Origin of the sequence: Bifidobacterium aerophilum (assembly GCF_010667685.1) — a bacterium.
Taxonomy (GTDB): domain Bacteria; phylum Actinomycetota; class Actinomycetes; order Actinomycetales; family Bifidobacteriaceae; genus Bifidobacterium; species Bifidobacterium aerophilum.
In genome coordinates this window covers 1-21489 of sequence record NZ_WHZW01000005.1, presented here as the reverse complement: position 1 = coordinate 21489, position 21489 = coordinate 1, and the positions used below count along the sequence as shown (strand labels likewise).

General features: G+C 65.4%; 18 protein-coding genes. 15 read left to right on the top strand and 3 right to left on the bottom strand.

Annotated features, from left to right (window positions below; all coding sequences use genetic code 11):
- Positions 1 to 104: 104 nt before the first annotated feature.
- Entirely contained in the window at positions 105 to 1043 is a 939-nt protein-coding gene (locus GFD25_RS02880) for a cation diffusion facilitator family transporter (RefSeq protein WP_163229804.1), read from the top strand.
- Between the two features lie 52 nt (positions 1044 to 1095).
- Here the strand turns inward: GFD25_RS02880 and lexA are convergent, their stop codons facing one another.
- Complete coding sequence (gene lexA, locus GFD25_RS02875) at positions 1096 to 1818, bottom strand: transcriptional repressor LexA (RefSeq protein WP_163229802.1); 723 nt, start codon at positions 1816 to 1818, stop codon at positions 1096 to 1098.
- A gap of 152 nt (positions 1819 to 1970) precedes the next feature.
- Here lexA and GFD25_RS02870 point away from each other — a divergent pair, with 152 nt between their 5' ends.
- On the top strand, positions 1971 to 2339 hold the full coding sequence (locus GFD25_RS02870) for a LysM peptidoglycan-binding domain-containing protein (RefSeq protein ID WP_239512368.1): 369 nt from the start codon (positions 1971 to 1973) through the stop codon (positions 2337 to 2339).
- Positions 2340 to 2406: 67 nt separating this feature from the next.
- Positions 2407 to 2853 carry a transcriptional regulator NrdR gene (gene nrdR, locus GFD25_RS02865; RefSeq protein ID WP_163229979.1) on the top strand — a complete coding sequence of 149 codons (447 nt, stop codon included), beginning with the start codon at positions 2407 to 2409 and terminating at the stop codon, positions 2851 to 2853.
- A 137-nt stretch (positions 2854 to 2990) separates the two neighbouring features.
- Here nrdR and serA read toward each other — a convergent pair whose 3' ends face one another.
- Together serA and GFD25_RS02855 are read right to left on the bottom strand one after the other, a co-directional pair.
- Positions 2991 to 4190, bottom strand: coding sequence for a phosphoglycerate dehydrogenase (gene serA, locus GFD25_RS02860; protein WP_163229800.1), 1200 nt, complete (start codon positions 4188 to 4190; stop codon positions 2991 to 2993).
- Positions 4191 to 4199: 9 nt separating this feature from the next.
- Complete coding sequence (locus GFD25_RS02855; RefSeq protein ID WP_163229798.1) at positions 4200 to 6479, bottom strand: HelD family protein; 2280 nt, start codon at positions 6477 to 6479, stop codon at positions 4200 to 4202.
- 346 nt (positions 6480 to 6825) lie between these two features.
- Between GFD25_RS02855 and mraZ the strand changes: the two genes are divergently transcribed.
- The 12 genes from mraZ to GFD25_RS02795 all read left to right on the top strand — a co-directional run bounded on the left by mraZ (position 6826) and on the right by GFD25_RS02795 (position 21424).
- Positions 6826 to 7290, top strand: coding sequence for a division/cell wall cluster transcriptional repressor MraZ (gene mraZ, locus GFD25_RS02850; protein WP_163229977.1), 465 nt, complete (start codon positions 6826 to 6828; stop codon positions 7288 to 7290).
- Positions 7290 to 8420, top strand: coding sequence for a 16S rRNA (cytosine(1402)-N(4))-methyltransferase RsmH (rsmH, locus tag GFD25_RS02845; RefSeq protein WP_163229796.1), 1131 nt, complete (start codon positions 7290 to 7292; stop codon positions 8418 to 8420). The genes mraZ and rsmH overlap by 1 nt, the downstream gene beginning before the upstream one ends.
- Positions 8417 to 8890 (top strand): cell division protein FtsL, encoded by a 474-nt coding sequence (ftsL, locus tag GFD25_RS02840; RefSeq protein ID WP_239512367.1) that lies wholly within the window; start codon positions 8417 to 8419, stop codon positions 8888 to 8890. The genes rsmH and ftsL overlap by 4 nt, the downstream gene beginning before the upstream one ends.
- Positions 8890 to 10692: a penicillin-binding transpeptidase domain-containing protein gene (locus GFD25_RS02835; RefSeq protein ID WP_163229973.1), complete on the top strand. Its 1803-nt coding sequence runs from the start codon at positions 8890 to 8892 to the stop codon at positions 10690 to 10692. The genes ftsL and GFD25_RS02835 overlap by 1 nt, the downstream gene beginning before the upstream one ends.
- A 28-nt stretch (positions 10693 to 10720) precedes the next feature.
- Positions 10721 to 11674, top strand: a complete 954-nt coding sequence (locus GFD25_RS02830; RefSeq protein ID WP_163229794.1) for a UDP-N-acetylmuramyl peptide synthase — start codon at positions 10721 to 10723, stop codon at positions 11672 to 11674.
- A 78-nt stretch (positions 11675 to 11752) separates the two neighbouring features.
- A complete protein-coding gene (locus tag GFD25_RS02825) occupies positions 11753 to 13252 on the top strand; it encodes a UDP-N-acetylmuramoyl-tripeptide--D-alanyl-D-alanine ligase (protein ID WP_163229971.1) in 1500 nt (499 codons plus the stop codon).
- Between the two features lie 83 nt (positions 13253 to 13335).
- Positions 13336 to 14439, top strand: coding sequence for a phospho-N-acetylmuramoyl-pentapeptide-transferase (mraY, locus tag GFD25_RS02820; RefSeq protein ID WP_163229792.1), 1104 nt, complete (start codon positions 13336 to 13338; stop codon positions 14437 to 14439).
- Between the two features lie 136 nt (positions 14440 to 14575).
- Positions 14576 to 16009, top strand: coding sequence for a UDP-N-acetylmuramoyl-L-alanine--D-glutamate ligase (gene murD, locus GFD25_RS02815; protein WP_163229969.1), 1434 nt, complete (start codon positions 14576 to 14578; stop codon positions 16007 to 16009).
- Positions 15996 to 17294 (top strand): putative lipid II flippase FtsW, encoded by a 1299-nt coding sequence (gene ftsW / locus GFD25_RS02810; RefSeq protein WP_239512366.1) that lies wholly within the window; start codon positions 15996 to 15998, stop codon positions 17292 to 17294. The genes murD and ftsW overlap by 14 nt, the downstream gene beginning before the upstream one ends.
- A gap of 88 nt (positions 17295 to 17382) precedes the next feature.
- Positions 17383 to 18564, top strand: a complete 1182-nt coding sequence (locus GFD25_RS02805) for a UDP-N-acetylglucosamine--N-acetylmuramyl-(pentapeptide) pyrophosphoryl-undecaprenol N-acetylglucosamine transferase (RefSeq protein WP_163229788.1) — start codon at positions 17383 to 17385, stop codon at positions 18562 to 18564.
- A gap of 47 nt (positions 18565 to 18611) precedes the next feature.
- On the top strand, positions 18612 to 20231 hold the full coding sequence (murC, locus tag GFD25_RS02800; RefSeq protein WP_163229786.1) for a UDP-N-acetylmuramate--L-alanine ligase: 1620 nt from the start codon (positions 18612 to 18614) through the stop codon (positions 20229 to 20231).
- Entirely contained in the window at positions 20228 to 21424 is a 1197-nt protein-coding gene (locus GFD25_RS02795) for a cell division protein FtsQ/DivIB (protein WP_163229784.1), read from the top strand. The genes murC and GFD25_RS02795 overlap by 4 nt, the downstream gene beginning before the upstream one ends.
- The last annotated feature ends 65 nt before the right edge of the window (positions 21425 to 21489 follow it).

The following is a 21489-nucleotide window of genomic DNA, read 5'->3' as shown; positions in this document are numbered from 1 at the left end:
CCGGCCCTGTGCCGGGGGTTTCTGCGTTTGCGGGCTAATGAAAATGGTTGTAGGAAGCGATCTCAGCAACGCCTCGACAACAAGGAACAGGAAAAGGACGGCATATGGCACACGATCATGGGGCTGCGGGAACTACCGCAGCGGATGCCCGGGCCCATCAGCGGAGACTGACGATGACGCTGGCGCTTACGGCCACCGTATTCATGGCCGAAGTCGTCGGCGCGATCATCACCGGATCCCTCGCGTTGCTCGTGGACGCAGGCCACATGCTGACCGACATGTCCGTACTCATCGCCTCGACGATCACCGCCATACTCATGCGACGCAAACCCAGCAGCCATCGCACATGGGGATGGGCGCGCCTCGAAGTGCTCACCGCGGCCTGCGGCGCAATGGTGCTGCTCGTCGTCGGCATCTACGCGTTGGTCGAAGCGGCCATGCGCCTGTTCGGCGGGTCGAACGAAGGCATCCAGGACATCGGGCTGCTGCTGTTCTTCGGCATCCTCGGCCTCGCCGCGAATGTCGGATCCATCGCCATCCTCGCCTCGCAGCGCGCGGACAACATGAACATGAAAGCCGCATTCCTCGAGGTGATGAACGACGCGCTCGGATCGGTCGCGGTCGTCATCTCCGCGGTCGTCATGATGTCGACCGGTTGGGACGGCTTCGACGCCGTCGCCGGCGGTCTGATCGCACTGCTGATGATCCCCCGTGCCATCATGCTGCTACGCAACGCCGTAAAGGTGCTGCTCGAAGAAACGCCCGACGGGCTTGACCTCGACGCGGTACGCGAGCACATGGAACACGTGCCGCACGTCATCGCCGTACATGACCTTCATGCCAGTACGGTATCCACAGGCATGCCCATCCTCATGGCGCATGTGGTGGTGGAACGAGGACTGACCATGGACCAGGCGGCGGACATCCTTGCCCAACTGCAGGACTGCCTGCGCGAACATTTCCCCGTATCCGTGCCGCACACCACCTTCCAGCTCGAACCGGAAGGCTACAGCACACCCAGCGCCACACAGCTCCATCAATGATCCGGCCGTGGCGGATGGCGCCGACGTCATCCGCCACGATACGACGGCACGCTCAGATCTTGCGCAGCACGGTGACGACCTTGCCCATGATCTGCGCATGAGTGCCGTCGATGGGGGAGTAGGCCGGGTTGTGAGGGATCAGCCACACGTGGCCGTTGTCGTTGCGGAACGTCTTGACGGTCGCCTCATCCCCGAGCAGCGCGGCGACGATATCGCCGTTGACGGCGCTGTGCTGCTCGCGCACCACCACGAAATCACCGTCGCAAATGGCGGCGTCGACCATCGAATCCCCATGCACTTCGAGCATGAACAGATTGCCGGTTCCGGTTAGGCGTTCCGGAAGGCGCATCACGTCGTCCACATGCTGTTCGGCGGTGATCGGCACGCCGGCGGCGATGCGTCCGACCAGCGGGACGTCGTGCGACTGGCGGATGGACGCGCTGGTCCCGTCCGGGAACGGCAGCACCGTCACCGCCTCGTCGGCTACGGTCCTATTCGACGCCGATGTATTGGCGACATCCACCAGTTCGATGGCACGGCCCTTGTTCGCGTTCATGCGAATGAAACCCTTCTCCTCAAGCACCTGCAGCTGATGCTTGACCGAGGACGGGCTCTTCAGGCCGGCGGATTCTCCGATCTCCCGGAACGAGGGAACGAAGCCCTTTTCGGCCACATGGGTGCGGATCGCGTCAAGCACCTTGCGCTGGCGTTCCGTCAACGTGCTTTCCTGAGGCGGTTGCGCGGGCCGTTTCGAGGTGAAAGATATGGTGCTCATCGGCTGGCTCCTTTCGTGCTTGTTCAAGCATACCGTGAACGACACAGAAAAACAAACATCTGTTCGAGGTGTCGTGTTGCGCATATCGAACAGATGTGCCATAATCAGAACTGTTGTTCGATAGAACAGTCGTTCGAAAGGATGTGGTTGCCATGATGTCGCGGACGATGGAGCCGAAAACGGCGGTGAAGATCGATGTCCGTTCCTGCGGAGACGACGGTGTCGTGTCGGTCCGTCATGGGATGAGCGTGGCGGAAAAGGCGCTGGCGATGCTGCTGTGCGCCATGATGGCATGGACGTTGTGCTCGTGGATCGTGCCCGGGCGAGCCGATTCGGCGTCCGCTCCCACCGAAGTGACCAGTTATACGGTCCGGCCAGGGGATACGCTGTGGTCGTACGCGGAGATGATCACGCCGGCCGGAGGAGACGTGTCGCGCAGCGTGGCGTTGCTGCAGTCGATGAATGATCTTGACTCGTCGACGCTTGAGGTCGGTCAACGGATCATCGTGCCGGTCGAATGACGGCATGAAGGGGAACGTGAACGTCATGTTTTGCATGTCTTCCGTGTCACACGCTATTGTGGTGGACATGCATTGTCCTTTTTGTCAGCAGCCGGATACCAAAGTCGTGGATACACGTATCAGCGAGGATGGTTTTTCCATTCGTCGTCGACGTGAATGCCTCAAATGCCATAAGCGTTTCACGACGGTGGAAACGACCATGCTGCTGGTGACCAAGCGTTCGGGCAACTCCGAACCGTTCGATCGCAACAAAGTGATATCGGGCGTGCGCAAGGCGTGCCAAGGCCGGCCCATCAAGGAAGAGGACCTGAAAAAACTCGGGCAGCGCGTGGAGGAGGATCTGCGTGCCCGTGGTCTGGCGGAAGTCAAGTCCGAGGATGTGGGTAAGGCCATTTTGGCGCCATTGAAGGAGCTCGACAAGGTCGCCTACCTGCGTTTCGCCAGCGTCTATCAGGATTTCGATGGCCTGGAGGACTTCCAGAACGCGATTGACGAGCTCAAAAGCGAGGAGTAAGCGTCGTTGACGCCCAAAGGCCGCCGTATTTCGATGAACCGACGTGAGGCGGTTGAACGTGGAGAGGCCGGTTCGGTCGACATACACCATTCTGCATGTCGACCGAACCGGCCTCTCCACATATGCCACGGGATTCGTCAGCTGATCACGCGCATCCGGATCGTGCCTTCGATATGGCGCAGCGCCTCCAATGCAGCTTCGCCGGGCATCTGGGCCACGTCGGTCACCACGTAGCCGAGTTCGCCTTCAGTGCCGAGGGCCTGGGCCGCGATGTTGATGTTCTCCTCGCCGAGCACGCGGTTCACCTTGGCGAGCACGCCGGGAAGATTGGCATGCAGATGGGCGATGCGGGCGGTGCCGGGCAGGGAACTGAGCGTGATCTGGGGCAGGTTCACCGACAGCATCGTGGACCCCTTCTCCCAGTAGTCCTCAAGACGCTGCGAGACGAAATGCCCGATCGCCTCCTGCGCCTCCAGCGTGGATCCGCCGATATGGGGCGTCAGGATCATGTTGTCCTCGTCCGCCAGCGGCGTGGAGAACCGGTCTCCGCTGCTCTTCGGTTCGACGGGGAACACGTCCACCGCTGCGCCCGAGATGTGGCCGGAGTCGAGATGTCTTTTCAGCGCGTCGATGTCGGCCACGAAACCGCGGGACAGATTGATGAAGATCGCGTCCTGCTTCATGTGCGCGAACTGCTCCTCGCCGAAGAAGCCGGTGTTCGTCTTGCGCCCGTCCACGTGAATCGACACCGCGTCGGACTGCTCGAGCAGTTCGTTGAGCGTATCGCACCGGTGGGCGTTGCCCATCGCGAGTTTCTCCTCGATGTCATAGAACACGACGCGCATGCCCAACGCCTCGGCCAGCACCGACAGCTGGGAGCCGATGTTGCCGTAGCCGATGATGCCGAGCGTTTTGCCGCGCACCTCATGGGAGCCGGCCGCCGACTTGTCCCACACGCCCTGCTTCATGTGGTGCGTGTGAGCCGGAATGCGACGCATCAGGCAGATGATGTCGCAGATCACCAGCTCCACCACGGAACGGGTATTGGAATACGGGGCGTTGAACACGGCGAGACCGTGCTTGCCCGCATAGTCGAGATCGACCTGATTGGTGCCGATGCAGAAGCATCCGACCGCGCTCAGTCCGGGGCGCGCGTCGATCACCTTGCGGGTGACGCTGGTCTTCGAGCGGATGCCCAACAGATCGACGCCGTCAAGCGCGTCGATGAGCTCGTCCTCGCCCAGCGCGCCCTTGAGCGTTTCGACCTCGAACCCGTGGTTGCGCAGCGATTGCGCGGCGAAAGGATGGATGTTCTCCAATAACAAAGCTTTAGGCATGGCTCCACCTTAGATGGTCAGATAGGTCTGGTCTTCTTTTGTCCGCACTATAAGCAGGCGCTGGGTCGGTCGGGTCATCGCCACATACAGGTCCGACGCGGCCACCAGGCGCGAGGGAGCCTCCTGCTCGATCAGTCCGGGTTCGACGACGACCACCGCGTCGTATTCCAGTCCCTTGACCTCCTGGGTGCCGCACACGTTGACCTGTTCGTCCCAGGCGCTCTGCGCGTTCAGCCGTTCGAACTGATCCTGCGGCAACGCGCGTCGCAACGCCGACCGCACGCGGGCCAGCATGTCGTCATGCATCGAATCCGGAGTGATCACGGCGATGCGTCCGGTGCCGTCCGCCCCGACGAATTCGCGGGTCAGCTCGACCGTGCGCGCCGCCACGTCGTCCAGCAGCGAGTCACGGTCGTCCACGGTCACGCGCCGCACCGAATCCGGCAACGCGCGCACCGCCTTGACCGTGGAGATGTACAGGCCTTCGGACTGCGCGAACGAGGAGGCCAAGTCGGAGACCTCCTGCGGATTGCGATAGTCGATGGTCAGTTCGTTGAGGCTCCAACGCGCCTCGCCGAACAGCCGGTCCATTACGCGCCTCCACGAGCGTGTGCCGCCGAGCGCCGAGGTCTGCGCCACGTCGCCGACGATCGTGAACGAGCGGGACGGGCAACGGCGCACCAGCATGCGCCAGTCCATCGCGGTCAGTTCCTGTGCCTCGTCCACGACGATGTGCCCGTACGTCCACTCGCGGTCGGATGCGGCCCGCTGCGCGGTCAGTTCGGTGTCCGCGCCGTTGATGTTGTCGACCAGCATCTGCGCGGTGACGATGCCCGAGCCGATGCCGTTCTGGGCGAGCGTGTCCCGTGCGAACTGCTCCTCTTCGGCGCGTGCCGCGTCCTTGGCGCTCAGGCGCCCGGACGTCTTCGGATCGGGGCCGAGCAGCTCCATCGCCTCGTCGAGCAGGGGGATGTCCGAACGGGTCAGAGGCGACCCCTTCGGCCGGGCCAGTGCGCGTACCTGGTCGTCGGTCAGCCACGGCGCGAGACGGCGGAGCCGTTCGGGATGCGACCACAGCTGGTCGATCAGCCACGGCGCGGTCATCGGCAGCCATGCGAGATTGATGGCCTTGCGCACCTTGTCGTCCATGCGCAGCATCGAGGTCACGCGCGACATCTCGGCCTCGTCCGGCGTGTAGTCGAGCTGCTCGGCGTAGCGGACGCGCAGCGCGGCGAGCATGCTGCGCACGAACGTCTCGCGGGCCTTGTTGTGGGGCTGATGGGTGCGGCGCGCGTCCGCCTGCGCGCGTTCGATGTCGACCGCGAGCATCGGCACGGCGAACCCGTTGACCCGAGCGACGGGCAGTTCGGCGGGGATGCGGATGCGCGAGGCGATGGCGTCGGCCACGAGGCGCGCCATGCGCCTGTCTCCCTTGAGCTGCGCCGCAACCGGGGAATCCGTCGCGGTGGCGGGGAACCCGGGGACCAGGTCGCCGATGGTGCGGCTGACCACGCCGGTCTCGCCGAGTGAGGGGAGTACCTGATCGATGTAGCGCAGGAACGTCGTGCTGGGGCCGACGACAAGCACGCCGGAACGTTCGAGCGTGCGTCGGTGCGTGTACAGCAGGTAGGCGGCACGGTGCAACGCCACGGCCGTCTTGCCGGTGCCCGGCCCGCCCTGCACGACGACGGCCTGGTTCATGTCGGAACGGATGATGCGGTCCTGCTCGGCCTGGATCGTGGCCACGATGTCGGTCATCTTGCCGGTGCGCCGCGAACTGAGCGACGCCAGCAGCGCGCCTTCGCCGGTCAACGTGCCGGACGCGGCGGCCTGGCCCACCTGCGACGAATCGATGTCGAGCACCTCGTCCTCGATGCCGACCACCTCGCGGAAACGCAGCGTCAGGTGGCGGCGCATCACGATGTCGCCGTGGTTCGACGGCGTCGCCTCGTAGAAGGGGCGTGCGGCCTCGGCCCTCCAGTCGGTCAGGATCGGCTCGTGATCGTCGTTCGACAGTCCGATGCGTCCGATGTAGCGCCGGTTGTCGTCCACGTCGTCGAGGCGACCGAACACCAGCCGGTCCTCGACGGCGCGCATCTGCGTGAGCCGGTCCTCGTACATGGTGGCGAAGGAATCGCGCTCCGTGCGCTGGGTGGGGGAGCCGTGGGAGCCCGCGGCGCGGATCGTGTCCAGTCTGGACCTGACCTGCGCGCGCAACGCATCGAGCCTCCCGTACGCGCGATCGACCGCACGCTGCTCCTCGTGAATCTGCGCTGAGTACTCCGACATACCCTGTTCTCTCCTTGGTTCCGCTGAAAACTCAGGCATTCCAATGTACTCCCAGGTGTCTACGTCGAAGGCGCCGAGGCCGGGACGGGCGGATGAATTCTCGGTGAACGCGACCGGGCCGTTTCCGCGGTGGCATGCGGAGGCGCCCAAAAAGGACGGAAAATGTGAAAAGGTGGGGTTTTATGGTGAGGAGTGGGGTAGAGTGGTGAAACAGTTGTGGCATGAGTGTACCCGAAACCCGATCGAGAACTGAACCAAGGAGGTGGACATGGATGATCAGCGCATCGTGCAGGACGTCCAGACCCCTTCCCCGGATCAGTACGCGAACGGCGGGCAGGGCGGCGGCATGCCGGGCCAGATGCCCGCGATGCCGCCGCTGCTGTTGGGCACCTACACCCCGAAGATCGACGCCAAGGGCCGCCTTGCCCTGCCGGCGAAGCTGCGCGGGCAGCTCGGCCCCGGCATGGTGATGGCCCGCGGCCAGGAACGATGCATCTACCTGCTGCCGCAGGTCGAATTCCGCAGGATCGCCATGCAGATCCAGCGCACGTCGATGGGCAACAAGGCGGCGCGCGACTACCTGCGCGTGTTCCTGTCCGGCGCCGTCGACCAGGAACCCGACAAGCAGGGGCGCGTGCTCGTGCCGCAGATGCTGCGCGACTACGCGAACCTCGGCACCGACGTGGTCGTGATCGGCGTGGGCACTCGTGCGGAGATTTGGAACAAACAGGCGTGGGAGGAATACCTTGCCGCTCAGGAGCAAGGCTATTCCGATATCGCGGACGACGTACTACCGGCGGTGGAATTCTGATGATCGATGTGACGGCCATTCACCAACCCGTGCTGCTCGAGCAGTGCGTGGATCTCGTCGCGCCCGCGCTCGGGGAACCCGGCGCGCTGGCGGTGGACTGCACCCTGGGACTCGCCGGCCATGCCGTGAACTTCCTCAAGGCCGCGCCGAACGCCCGGCTCATCGGCATCGACCGCGACACCGAAGCCCTGGGCCTGGCGACCGAGCGCATGCGCCGGGAGGGTCTGGCGGACAGGTTCACGCCGGTCCATGCCGCATTCGACGAGTTCTCCTCGGTGCTGGATGATCTCGGCGTCAGACGGGTGCATGCGGTGTTCATGGACCTTGGCCTGTCCAGCCTGCAGATCGACGAGACCGACCGTGGCTTCTCCTATTCCCATGACGCGCCGCTCGACATGCGCATGGACGTGACGCAGACGCTGACCGCCGAACGCATCCTGTCCGAATACGATGCCGACGAGCTGACGCGCATCTTCCGCGAGTACGGCGAGGAGAAGTTCTCCCGCCAGATAGCGCGCGAGATCGTCCGGCGACGTGCGGACGAACCGCTGACCACCTCCGCCCAACTCAACCGCCTGGTCGACGAAGTGGTGCCGCAGGCGCACCGTCCGGCCGGCAACCCGGCCAAGCGCGTGTTCCAGGCGCTGCGCATCGAAGTCAACGGCGAACTGGACAAGCTCGCGCGCACGTTGCCGCAGATCGCCGCGCATCTGGCCGTGGGCGGCCGGATCGTGGTCGAGTCCTACCATTCGCTCGAAGACAAGACCGTCAAGAGCTTCATGAACGAAGGACTGAAGGTCGACGCGCCGGCCGGCCTGCCGATGATCCCTCCGGACGCCGAACCGTTCTTCAGGGAACTGACCCGCGGCGCAGTCAAGGCCGACGAGGAGGAGATCGCATCCAATCCGCGTTCCGCCTCGGTCAGGCTTCGTGCGGTCGAACTTATCCGTCCCATTCCCGAACGCCGCATGCGCGAACTCGAGGAGATGCCTCATCGCCGTAGCGGGGGAACCGGACGGCGGGGCGCGCAGGCCGGCCCCCGCCGCGGACACGGCGAGCGTCAGGGCGAGCAGGGACAACGCAAACGCGGCGGCAACGGCCGCGGACAACAGGGGAGGAACCATCGATGATCAGCCGTGGAAGAAGCGTGCGCTCCGGCTCCGCACATGCCAATGCGGTGCCTTCCGTCAGCCGTAGACCGTCCGCGGCGGCATCCGGCGTCCGTCCCGAACTGCACGTCGTGCAGCAGCCCGCGTCCAAGCGCGCCTCGATGACGGACGGACTGACCCGTCTGGTCGTCTGGACGCGAGCGCGCAGCACCTCGCTGTTCCATATCGTCGCCGCCGCGGTGTTCCTCGCCGCCACGCTGTTCGGCGCGCTGGTGCTGCGCACGCAGATGGTGCAGAACTCCTTCGAGGCCGCGACCGTGCAATCCAACATCAACACGCTGAGCCAGGACGTGGAGGAGGATCAGGCGAAACTCGATGCACTGGAATCCTCCCTGCCGTCAAAGGCCGAGGAGATGGGCATGACATTGCAGCAGGGAACCCTGTCCATCGACCTGAACGGGTACAAGCCCGACGGGAAGGACGCGCAGTGATCGACGACATCCGCAGGTTCGCCAGGACACGGAACTTCGCGTTCCGCAGCATCGTCATCGCGCTCGTGCTGTCCTTCGTGGCGTCGGTGTGCCTCGTGCAGCTCGCCAACCTGCAGCTGCTCGGCAGGAACACCGCGCTCGCGGCCACCCAGATGCGTACCACGAAGGTCGCCGTCAACGCGAAGCGAGGCCGGATCCTCGACGCGAACGGCGTCGTGCTCGCGCAAAGCGTCGAACGGTACAACATCATCGTCGACCCGCAGCTGGCCAGCGAATTCAAGCCGACCGCCTGCAACGACACGACCAAGGAATACTGCCACCAGATCGACGGCAAGCCGGTCGGCGCGTCCGGGGCCGCCGCGGTCGCCAGACTGCTCGCCACCGTGCTCGACGGCACGAACGCGATGGAGCTGGGAGCGGCGATCAGCGACGCGAACAGCCGGTATGCGGTCGTCGCCAAGGACGTCACCCCCGAGATCAAGCGCAAGATCGACGACCTCAACCTGGGCGGCATCGTCTACGGCGAACTGACCAACGAACGCGTCTACTCCGGCGGCACGATGCTCGGCCCGATTCTCGGCGGCGTCAACGCGGACGGCTCCGGCGTGGCCGGGCTGGAACAGTCGCTCGACAAGACCCTGACCGGCACCGACGGGTATGAGATCTACCAGCGCGGCAATGGCGGCGAGATGATTCCGGGAACGCTCACCGACTCCAAGGACGCGGTCAACGGATCCGACGTCACGCTCACCGTCGACGGCAACGTCGACTGGTACGTCAAGAAGGCGCTGATCGAAGGCAAGGAAAAGTACAACGCCTCATGGGCGATGGCCGTCGTGGCGGATGTGAAGACCGGCGACATCCTCGCGCTCGAAGACACGGACGAACGCGAGGCCGGCAGCGACGACGCCAAGCTGAACGCGTCGCGCGTGGTCAGCGAGACCTTCGACCCCGGCTCGATCGGCAAGGTGTTCACCATGGCCGGCGTGCTGCAGGAAGGCCAGCACAAGGCGACCGACCAGTTCACCGTGCCCGACACCATCACCACCGACGACGGGCAGACCTACACCGACGCGGAGACGCACGGCGCCGAACACTGGACCTACGCCGGCATCCTCAAGAACTCGTCGAACGTGGGCATGATCCTCGCCGCGTCGAACTACACCGACGAACAGCGGTACGAATATCTGCGCAAATTCGGCGTCGGGCAGGAGACCGGGCTCGACCTGTCCGCCGAATCCGCCGGCATCCTGCACCACTGGCAGGACTGGGATCTGCGTACGCGCAACACCGTGCTGTTCGGACAGGGATACACGATGAACGCGCTGCAGATCACCCAGGCCATCGCCGCGGTCGGCAACGGCGGCGTCATGCCGAAGCTCAGGCTCATCAAGTCGACCACCGACGCCGACGGGCACGTCACCGAGAACGCCGGCGGCAACGCGACGCGGGTCATCGACGAGGACGTGGCGTCGCAGGTGCTCAACGCGATGGAATCGGTCTCCGACCTGTACAAGAACATGGTGTCCGTTCCCGGCTACCGCATCGCCGCGAAGAGCGGCACCGCCGAAGTCGCCGGATCCGACGGCAAGCTCACGTCGATCGTGTCCGACTGGTCGGGCGTCATCCCCGCGGACAACCCGCGGTTCGTGATCACCGTCGTCATGAAGGACGCGAAGGTCGGCTCGTTCGGCGGTCTGACGGCCGGCCCGGTATTCGCCACCATCGGTGAATTCCTTATGCAGAAATACAATGTCTCCCCATCCGCCAAGCGTACTGATGCTATCCCGGTGGAATGGTGAACGGGACCGACCAAGGAAAGGCGAAGCGATGAGTTCGGTGAGCGAGGCCGTGTCGCGGCGTACCACGCTGGGGTACCTGGCGGATCACTACGGGTACGAACTGGTGCCGTCGTTCGCGGCGAACGTCACGATCACCTCGTTGGCCGACGACGTGGCCTCGGTCGTGCCGGGCGCGCTGTTCGTCGCCCGCGGACCCGTCGACGACGCCCTGCTCGAACGCGTGCTCGAACAGGGGGCCTATGCCGCCCTCGTGCCGCCGGAAAGCCGACCCCAAACCGACGGATGCGAACTGCCGTTGCTGATCGGCAACGTCAGCGGCGATCGGTTCGGCGAGATGGCCAACGACGTATCCGGATCGCCGGCGAGCATGCTGGCGGTGTTCGCGCTCGCCTCGAGTGCGTCTAACCCGTCGAACTTGGCGGGCGCGTCGGCGGCGGGCGCGAACGGTTCGGGACGCGCCGACGACATGCGCCGCAACGTGACCAGACTGTCCCGCCTGCTGCACATGCTCGGCAACCCCGTCAGCGTGATCGGCTCGTTCGGGTCGCAGTCCCTGGAACGCCCGCTGCCGGTGGAATGCCCCTTGGGGCTGCTTGACGTGCAGCGCACGCTCGGCGTATGCCAGGAGGACGGCGCGGCCGCGGTCGTCATCGCGCTCGACGACGCCACGCTCGAGCCGGGGGCGCTCAGCGGGATCAACGTGGACGTGCTCGGCGTCGACGGCATGGACAGCGACCCCCGCAACCGCGACATCGCCGCGCGGGCCAGTGACCGGTATGGGTTCGTCATGGACTCGCAGACCCATCTGACGGGACGGACGGCGGAATCGGATCAGATCGCCATGCAGTTCCCCTCGTCGCAGGACGCGGGGATCGGCGACGTGAAACGCTCGTCCCTTGCGATCGCGATGGTGATGGCCGCCGGCGTCAGACGCAACAACATCCGCAACGCGTTGCGCGTCAGCCGCGACCTGGGCAAGTGACGGCCCGGGCGGACGGTACGGACGGATACAGAGGATTTTTTCGATAGAGAGGTGCCGATGGGAAACGATACGGAACATATGATGCCGATGAGCCTGGGCGAGATCGCCGAGGCCGCGCAAGGGCGCCTGACGCGCGTCGCCGGGGCCGACCCGGCAGCGCCGATCGCCACGTCGGCCGTGAGCGATTCGCGGCAGGCCGGCGAGGGATCGGTGTTCGTCGCGATTGCGGGCGAACGGGTCGACGGCCATGATTTCGTACCGGCCGTGGCCAAGCAGGGAGCGGTCTGCGCGCTGGTCGACCATGAGGTCGACGCGCCGATCGCGCAGGTCGTCGTCGATGACACGGTCAAGGCGCTGGGCCTGCTCGCCAAGCACAATCTCGAACGCCGCCGCGCCGAATCGGCGCCGTTCTCGATCGTCGGCATCACCGGTTCGGTCGGCAAAACGACCACCAAGGACCTGCTGTCGCACCTGCTGGGCGATATGGGGGAGACCGTCGCGCCGGTCGGCTCGTTCAACAACGAGATCGGACTGCCGCTGACCGCATTGAAGGTGAACGCCGGCACGCGCTTCTTCGTGGCCGAAATGGGCGCGAACCACATCGGCGAGATCGCCCGGCTGACCACCATCGCCCCGCCCGACGTGGCGGTCGTGCTCAAGGTCGGCGTCGCGCATCTGGGCGAGTTCGGATCGGTCGAACGCATCGCCCAAGCCAAAAGCGAGATCATCCGCGGCCTGGTGCCGGGAGGCGTGAGCGTGCTCAACGCCGACGACGAGCATGTGGCAGCCATGTCCGCGATCGCCCCCGGGCCGGTCCGCTGGTTCGGCATCACCGAAGCGACGGAAAACCATGAGGGTTTCACCCTTGCGGGAAGCGACGTGGCCCAGGACGACACCGGCTGCCCGAGCTTCACGATGACGGCGTGCGACGGCGGGGAACGCACGGCCACCGGGATAACGCTCGGCATCCGCGGAAGGCACAATGTGATGAATGCGCTGGCCGCCTCCGCCGTCGCGCTGTATTTCGGCATGACGCCGCAGCGCATCGCGACGATCCTCGCGGCGCAGCACAGCATCAGCGCACACCGTATGGCCGTTTCCACGGTCACGCGCGGCGACGTGGCATTCACGCTGATCGATGACTCGTTCAACGCCAATCCCGATTCGATGCGCGCGGGCCTCGACGGGCTGGCCGCATGGCATAAGGCGGAACGGCCGCAGCCGTTCCGCATCGCAGTGCTCGGCGCGATGCTCGAACTCGGAGGCGACGAGGACCGGCTGCACCGGGACATGGGCCGTTACGCGGTATCCGTCGGAGCCGACGCCGTCGTCGCGGTCGGGGGAACGGACCCGCATCTCGACGAGCTGGCCGGCTCGTTGGCAAACGGTGCGCGCGAGGCGGCGGACGACGCGGACAAGCGCACCTCGGTGGACTGGGCGCACAATGCCGAAGAGGCGGACGAACTGGTCATGCGGCTTGCCGCCGACCACGCGCCGGCCGTCGTGCTGCTCAAGGGGTCGCACGCCTCGGGCCTGAGCGCCCTGGCGTCGCGCTGGGCCCCGCAGGACAAGGCATGAACGGAACGACGACCCGTAAGGGATAGGCGAACGACGAGAACGACGCGAAACGCGGATTCGAGTCGCAACTGGAGAGGAAAAGCATGATCGCACTCATCATCGGCATACTGGTGTCGCTGGCCGTCACCATGATCGGCACGCCGCTGCTGATCCGACTGGTACACAAGCTGCATTACGGACAGTACATCCGCCAGGACGGACCGCAATCGCATCAGGTCAAGCGAGGCACGCCGACGCTTGGCGGCGTGGTCATCAACTTCGCGGTGCTGCTCGGCTGGGGCGCCTCCGCGCTGTACCGGTACCTGATCGCCGGCGACGTGCCGTCATGGTCCGCGGTGCTAGTCCTGTTCGCCATGCTGTCGATGGGCTTCCTCGGCTTCATCGACGACTTCGCGAAGGTCCGCAAGAAGCAGAACGAGGGCCTGACCGTCGAAGGCAAGTTCATCGGACAATTCATTCTCGGCACGATCTACGCGGTGCTCGCGCTCGTCGTGCCCACCAAATCCGGGTTCCCCAGCGCCCAGGCCGGCATGAGCTTCATCGAGACGCCGTTCCTCAGCTTCGAATTCGCAGGCCGCATCGTGTCGATCGTCCTGTTCGTCATCTGGGTCAACTTCCTGATGACCGCGTGGACGAACGCGGTGAACCTCACCGACGGTCTCGACGGCCTGGCCGCAGGCTCGTCGATGATCTCCTTCGCCGGCTACGCGATGATCGCGTTCTGGGAAAGCTACCACATCAAGGGCGGCTCCCACCAGGGCTTCTCCTACGCGGTGTCCGACCCGCTCGACCTGACGATCATCGCCGTGTGCGCGGCCGTCGCGTGCTGCGGGTTCCTGTGGTACAACTCGAACCCTGCGACCATCTTCATGGGCGACACCGGCTCGCTCGCGCTCGGCGGCCTGTTCGCCGCGCTGTCGATCGCCACGCACACCGAATTCCTCGCCGTGATCCTCGGCGGCCTGTACGTGATCGAGGCGATGAGCGATGTGATCCAGGTCGGCTACTTCAAGATGACGCACAGGCGCGTGTTCAAGATGGCTCCCATCCACCATCATTTCGAGCTGTGCGGGTGGACTGAAACAAAGGTGGTCGTGCGGTTCTGGATGGTCGAGCTGATGTTCGTGCTGTGTGGCCTGATGGTCTTCTACGCCGACTGGGTCGCGCGTTCCGGACTGCTTGGCTGACCGTACGCATGCGGCCGGACGGGGACGATACCCGTCCGGCCGCATGCCGGAGAACGGGGCGTGACCCACGCGGGATACGGGTAACGTAAATGACGGGAATCCTATGATGGAAGGGCTTGACATGGCAGATGACGAAATGAAACTGGGCGACGCGACGGTGATGGTGGCCGGCCTCGGCGTGTCCGGGCGCGGCATGGTCGAAGTGCTGCGCGATCGCGCGGCAAAGGTGTTCAGCGTCGACGAACGCAACGAGACCGCCGACCTGCATTCCTTCGACGACGTCGATTGGGATCGGGTCGACCTGGTGTGCACATCTCCGGTGTTCAACCCGCGCACGCCGTTCATCCTCGAGGCGCAGCGTCGGGGCATTCCCGTGATCAGCGAAGTGGAGCTGGCATGGAAGCTGCGCGCCGACCGCGACGGCAAGGGATCGCACGCCGGATGGATCGGCATCACCGGCACCAACGGCAAGACCTCGACCACCGAAATGACCTCGGAAATGCTGTGCGCATGCGGACTCGACGCACCGGCGGTCGGCAACATCGGCAAATCCGTCTCCCACGCCGCCGTCGACCCCGCGCATGACGTGCTGTGCGTCGAACTGAGCTCCTTCCAGCTGCATTTCACTTATTCTTTGGCGTTGGATTGCGCCGCCATCACGAACATCGCCGACGACCATCTCGACTGGCACGGCGGCATCGAGAACTATGCGGCCGACAAATCCAAGGTCTTCCACGGCGTGACCCGCACGCTCGTCTACAACGCCGACGACGAACGCGTCGCCGCGCTCGCGGCCGCGGCCGTCGTCGCGCCGGGATGCCGCAAGGTCGGCTTCACGCTGCGCCAGCCGTCCGTCGGACAGATCGGCGTCAAAGACGGATGGATCGTCGACATGAGCGGCGTCGCCGGAGGAGCCGCCGGCGAGGAGGAGCGTATCGCTCCGGTCGCCGAATTCACCCATCTGACGGAGCCCGACGGCACCGTCTACCCGCATCTGCTCGCCGATGCGCTCACCGCGTTGGCGCTCGTGCTCGGCTATGGCGCGGATCGCGACACCGCGGTGCGCGCGCTGCAGGGATTCGCCCCGGGCGGCCACCGCATCCAGACCGTCGCCACCGCGGTGCTCCCCGACGGAGGAACCATCCGTTTCGTCGACGATTCGAAGGCGACCAACGCCCATGCGGCGAACGCGTCCCTCAACAGCTTCGGCGCGAAGTCCGTGGTGTGGATCGCCGGCGGACTCGCCAAGGGCGGCCGGTTCGAACGCCTCGTCGCCGACCAGGCTCATACGATCAAGGCCGCGGTCATCATCGGCAAGGACCAGCAGCCGATGATCGACGCGTTCAAGGCCAGCGCACCCGACATTCCCGTCACCGTCATCGATCCGGCGGACAACGATACGGTCATGGATCGCGCGGTCGACGCGGCCGGCGGATACGCGGCGGCCGGTGATGTCGTGCTCATGGCTCCGGCCTGCGCCTCGATGGACCAGTTCAGGTCGTACGCCGACCGCGGAGACCGGTTCGCGACCGCCGCGACCCGTTGGGCGGGGGCGCATGGCGAACGGTAGACGAATCAGCTCCGGCGCGTCGAAGAACGCGGCCGGAACGGGGAAGCAGGCGCGACGATCCTCGCAACGTCCGATCGGAGCGGGTGGACGTCTCCGTGCCGATCCGGACGGCGGAATCGACGGCGGTGATTTCGCCGCGTTCACGGGCATCCGGTCGCTGCTGAACCCGCTGTGGTGCTACCACGGGTTCATCGTCGCCGTGCTGGTCCTCTGCTGCTTCGGCGTCATCATGGTATTCTCCAGTTCGTCCGTCACCCTCGTATCAGCCGGCAAATCGCCATGGAACCGTGCGATCAAGCAGGGTCTCTACTGCGTCATCGGTTTGGGTCTTGCGTTCGTCGCGTCCCGCATGCGTCCGAAGTTTTTCGAGAAATTCAGTCCGGTCATCATGCTGGCCGCGCTCGGGCTGCAGGCGTTGACCCTGACCCCGCTCGGCACCGGCGGTGAGGAAACCGGCAACAACGGTTGGATCGTGCTCGGTCCGATCCAGCTGCAGCCGGCCGAAATGACCAAGCTCGCGTTATGCCTGTGGCTGCCGTTCGCCCTGCAGCGGGCGTCCAAACGATTCTCCCGCGAAGGCGTCCGCGCCTATATGATGCCTGGCCTGATTTTCGCGCTGTCCCTGGGGCTCATCCTGCTCGGCAAGGATCTGGGCACCGGCATGATCGTCGTATTCATCGGCGTCGTGGCGTTCATGGTCGCCGGTTTCCCTTTCAAATGGATGGCCGTCTTCACCGGCGTGCTCGCCGCGGGCGTGATCGGGCTCGCCATCACCAGTCCGAACCGTATGAACCGCATCCTCGCCGCATACAAGCCGTGCACCGATCTCGAAGGCGTCTGCTGGCAGTCGATGCACGCCAAATACGCGCTCGCAGAAGGCGGCCTGCTCGGCGTGGGGCTGGGCAATTCGCGTGAGAAATGGAACTACCTGCCCGAAGCGCACACCGATTTCATCTACGCGATCATCGGCGAGGAGACCGGGTTCGTCGGCGCATTGACGGTGTTGTTGCTGTTCGTCGTCATCGGATGGTCCCTGATCTGCGTCGCCCTGCAGATCCGGGAACGCTATGTGGCGATGTCGCTGATCTGCATCGCCGTATGGATCGTAGGTCAGGCGCTTGTCAACATCGGCGTCGTCATCGGCATCTTCCCGGTGCTCGGCGTGCCGATGCCGTTCGTGTCGTCGGGCGGTTCCTCGATGATCATGTGCCTTGGCGCGGCAGGCGCGGCGGTCGGCATGATGCGATGCCAGCCGCAGATCAAGGCGGAACGCGTGGCGCTGTGAGAGCATCCGGGTGCGTCGTCGGCGGCATGTCGCGCCCGGGCAGATTCTGTCGCGCGCTGTTGCGTGCGTGGGCTAAGCTGGAGGTTCTATGAGTACAGGAGTTCGTCATATCGTTCTGGCCGGCGGCGGTACCGCGGGCCATGTCAACCCGTTGCTGGCCGTGGCGGCCGCCATCGGGCGCATCGACCCGTCCGCGCAGGTCAGCGTGATCGGCACGCAGGTCGGATTGGAACATGATCTGGTGCCGCAGGCCGGCTATGAGCTCGACACCATCGAAAAAGTGCCGTTTCCCCGCCGTCCCAACCTCGACGCGTTGCGGTTCCCGATGCGTTGGAAGCGCGAGACCGCCAAGGTGCATGAGATCCTCACCGCCCGTCAGGCCGACGTCGTCGTCGGCTTCGGCGGCTACGCCTCCGCGCCCGTCTACGCCGAAGCGCATCGGATGGGCATCCCGATCGTCATTCACGAGCAGAACGCCCGCGCCGGCATGGCCAACAAACTCGGCGCGCGTTGGGCGTCCTACATCGGCACCGCCTACGACGGCACCGGACTCAAGCCGCGCAACGCCGACGTGCCGGTCGAAAGGGTGGGGCTGCCGTTGCGGCCCGCCATCGCCGACCTGTGCGCCAGGTTCGACAAGGACCGAGTCGCCGTGCGCGACGAGGCCGCGGCGGCGCTCGGCGTCGACCCGACCCGGCCGCTCGTGCTGGTCACCGGCGGCTCGCTCGGTGCGCTGAGTCTGAACCGCGCGGTGTCGGGAGCGGCTCGCGACCTGCTCGAGCATGCGCAGGTCATCCATTTGACCGGGCGCGGCAAGATCGACGAGGTGCGCGCGACCGTCGCCGAGCAGGCCGGCGAATCGGCGTTGTCGGGCCTGTTCGACGATGCGAAGGGCGGGGACTACCACGTCGCGGAATATCTGGAACGCATCGACCTCGCCTTCGCATGCGCGGCGCTCGTGATCTGCCGCGCCGGCGCGGGATCGGTGTCCGAACTCGCGGCCCTCGGCCTGCCGTCCGTCTACGTGCCGCTGCCGATCGGCAACGGGGAACAACGGTTCAACGCGCAGCCGGTCGTTAACGCCGGCGGCGGCCTTATGGTCGCGGACCGGGATCTCACCGCCGACTGGGTGCGCGAGCATGTGCCGTCGTTGCTGGCCGATCCGATCAGGCTGCGTCAGTTCGGCGAAAAGGCATGGAATTACGGCATTCGTGACGCGGCGGATTCGATGGCGCGCACGGTGCTGCGGATCGCGGACCGGAACCGCTGACGAAGACTCCGCGCGAAAACGTCTTACGAGGAACGAATCAAGGAGACATGGTGACTGACAACAAGCAGGATGACGCGATCGTCCTCGACCCCACCCGGACCGCATTTGGTCCGGACGAGACCGTGGCCGGCCTGGGACGCACGCATTTCATCGGCATCGGGGGAGCGGGCATGAGCGTGCTCGCCGAAATGCTCCACGAACAGGGCGTCGCGGTCGACGGATCGGACCGTGAGCGCAGCGCCAAAACCGATCGTCTCGCCGAACTCGGCATCGGCGTGGAATTCGGACAGCGCGCCGAGAACGTCGCCGGTGCGGACACGGTCGTCTATTCGAGCGCAATCAAGCCCGACAATCCGGAAATCGTCGCGGCTTATGCGGCCGGCGCACACATCGTGCACCGCAGCGACATCCTCGCGCTGCTCATGTCCGGCAGACGCGCGGTGACCGTCGCCGGCGCCCACGGAAAGACCACGACGAGCTCCCTGCTCGCCCACATCCTCACCCATGCGGGCACCGGTGAACTCGCCGATCCGAGCTATGCGATCGGCGGGTCCATCCAGGCGCCCGACGGCAGCACGATGGACGGCGGACACGCCGGCCATGGCGACGTGCTGGTCGCGGAAGCCGACGAATCCGACGGCAGCTTCGAAAAATACCGGCCGACCATCGCGATCATCACCAACGCCGAACCGGATCATCTCGACCATTACGGCACGGCGGACAATTATCACGCCGCATTCGTGCAGCATGCCGGACATGCGCGCGAACATGTCATCATGTGCGTCGACGACGCCGGCGCACTGACAGTGCTGCGCGCTCTCGATCCGGCCGTCGCATCCCGCGTCATCGCCTACTCGACCCGCGATGCCGCCCGGATCGGCGATCTCAACGGAGCGACGTTCGTGCATATCGCCTCCGAAAGCGAGCATATCGGCAGCGGCGAGGAGCGGTTCGTGATCGAGCTGCCCTCCTCGGTGCTTGATGGGGCCGATGACGGCCTGCGGTTGCCGGTGCGTCTGATCGTGCCGGGCATCCATAACGCGCGCAACGCCACGGCGGCCATTGTCGCGGCCACGTTGCTCGGCATGGATCCCCATCGGGCCGCGGAGGCCGCCGGCACGTTCCTTGGCGCGGCACGGCGCTTCCAGATCCGCGGAACAGTCGCCCAGGTGAGTGTTGTGGACGACTACGCCCACCATCCCACCGAGATCGCCGCACTGCTCGACGCCGCACGCCGTCGGTATCCGGGACACGTCATTCACGTGCTGTTCCAGCCGCACCTGTTCTCCCGCACCGAATTCTTCGCACGCGAATTCGCACAGGCGCTGTCCAAGGCCGATGACGTGATCGTCACGGGCATCTTCCCCGCGAGGGAGAAGCAGTCCGATTTCCCGGGCATCACCGCGCGGACCATCGTCGAGGCCGCCGACGGCATCGCCCACGAGCCGCAATCCGGATGGATCTCGGCGGTGGACGACATGCGGACCGCGGCCCAGATGATCGCCATGCGCGCCCATCACGGCGACGTGATCTTCACCGTCGGCGCCGGCGACATCACGCAGATGGGCGATGTGCTGCTGCACGCGCTCGCCGCGCACCGGTTCGACTGCCCCGACGGCGACGAGACCGGCACGACGGACGACGGCAAGGCGGGAACCCGCCGATGACGCGTCGCATCGCCAGCTCCGACGGGGCGTCGGCCGGCGGCGGCAAGAGTCGGGCCGGCGGGCAGTCCAGGGCGGGACGCGCCGTGCAGTCCAAGAGCGATCCGGTCCGTCCACGGTCCGCTTCGTCTCGTGCGGACGAGACAAGACATGACGGTACGTCCGATGTCTCCGGATCGAGTCTTGCACGTCCGCGGACCGTATCCTCGAACGTCGGCAAAGAACGTCGTGACGGGCGGCGCGACGGCAAACGATCGGGACGTCAGGTGCAGTCGTCGTCCGACGGCTCTCGCACCGCGCGTTCCTCCCGTACGGAGGCGGGTGACGGTGCCATCCGCGAAGGATTCGTGGACATGCGCCGCATGCCCAGTGAGGACATCGTCGCCAGGACGCTCGAGGAGACTGCCGGTACGCTGGGTGTGCCCACGCGTCCGAAGGTCGTGGATTTCAACGCGCGGCTCAAGGAGCGTCGCAGGGCGAACGTCCGCGTCGTCGCCGCGCGCGTGGCGGCCGTCGTCACCGCGGTCGGCGTACTGACCGCTTTGGTCTGGTTGCTGTTCTTCTCGTCGGTGTTCCGTCTGGAGACCTCGGGGATCAGCGTGTCCGGAAACAACGCGTGGGTCAGCCGGGACGACATCATCGCGATCGCCGAACGTCAGTCCGGCAAGTCGTTGCTGTTGGTCTCGTCGGACGACGTCGTCGACCAGCTCAAGAACATCCCCGGCGTCACCGAGGCAAGCGCCGTCAAAAAATTCCCCAAGAGCCTGTCCGTCACGGTCAAGGCCCAGCAGCCTGCGGCCATGCTCAAGGATTCCGGAGACGGTCTGGTGGCGGTCGACAGCAAGGGGCGTGTGCTCAACACGGTGGGAGACGTCTCTACCGACGGCATTCCCGTCATCGAGGTGAAAAGCGTCTCCGACAGTCTTGACAGCAAGGCCATCAAGGAAGCGCTGAAGGTGCTTGGCGGCCTGTCGGATTCGATGCGCGGCTCCATCACCAAGGTCACCGCCGCGACGCAGGATTCGATCACCACCGAACTCAACGGCGGCGAGCACGTGGTGGTGTGGGGTGATTCGTCCGATCTTGCGCTCAAGAAGGCCATCGTGGACAAGATCCTGTCCGATCCGAAGGTGATCGGCGACAAGAAGCAAGTCGACGTGTCCGCTCCCTCGCGGCCGATCATCCACCGTGTTTAGTTAACTGATGGATTGAGTGGCGACGCTGACGCTCGCACCATGCGTGGTGTTGTTTGAAAAACGTA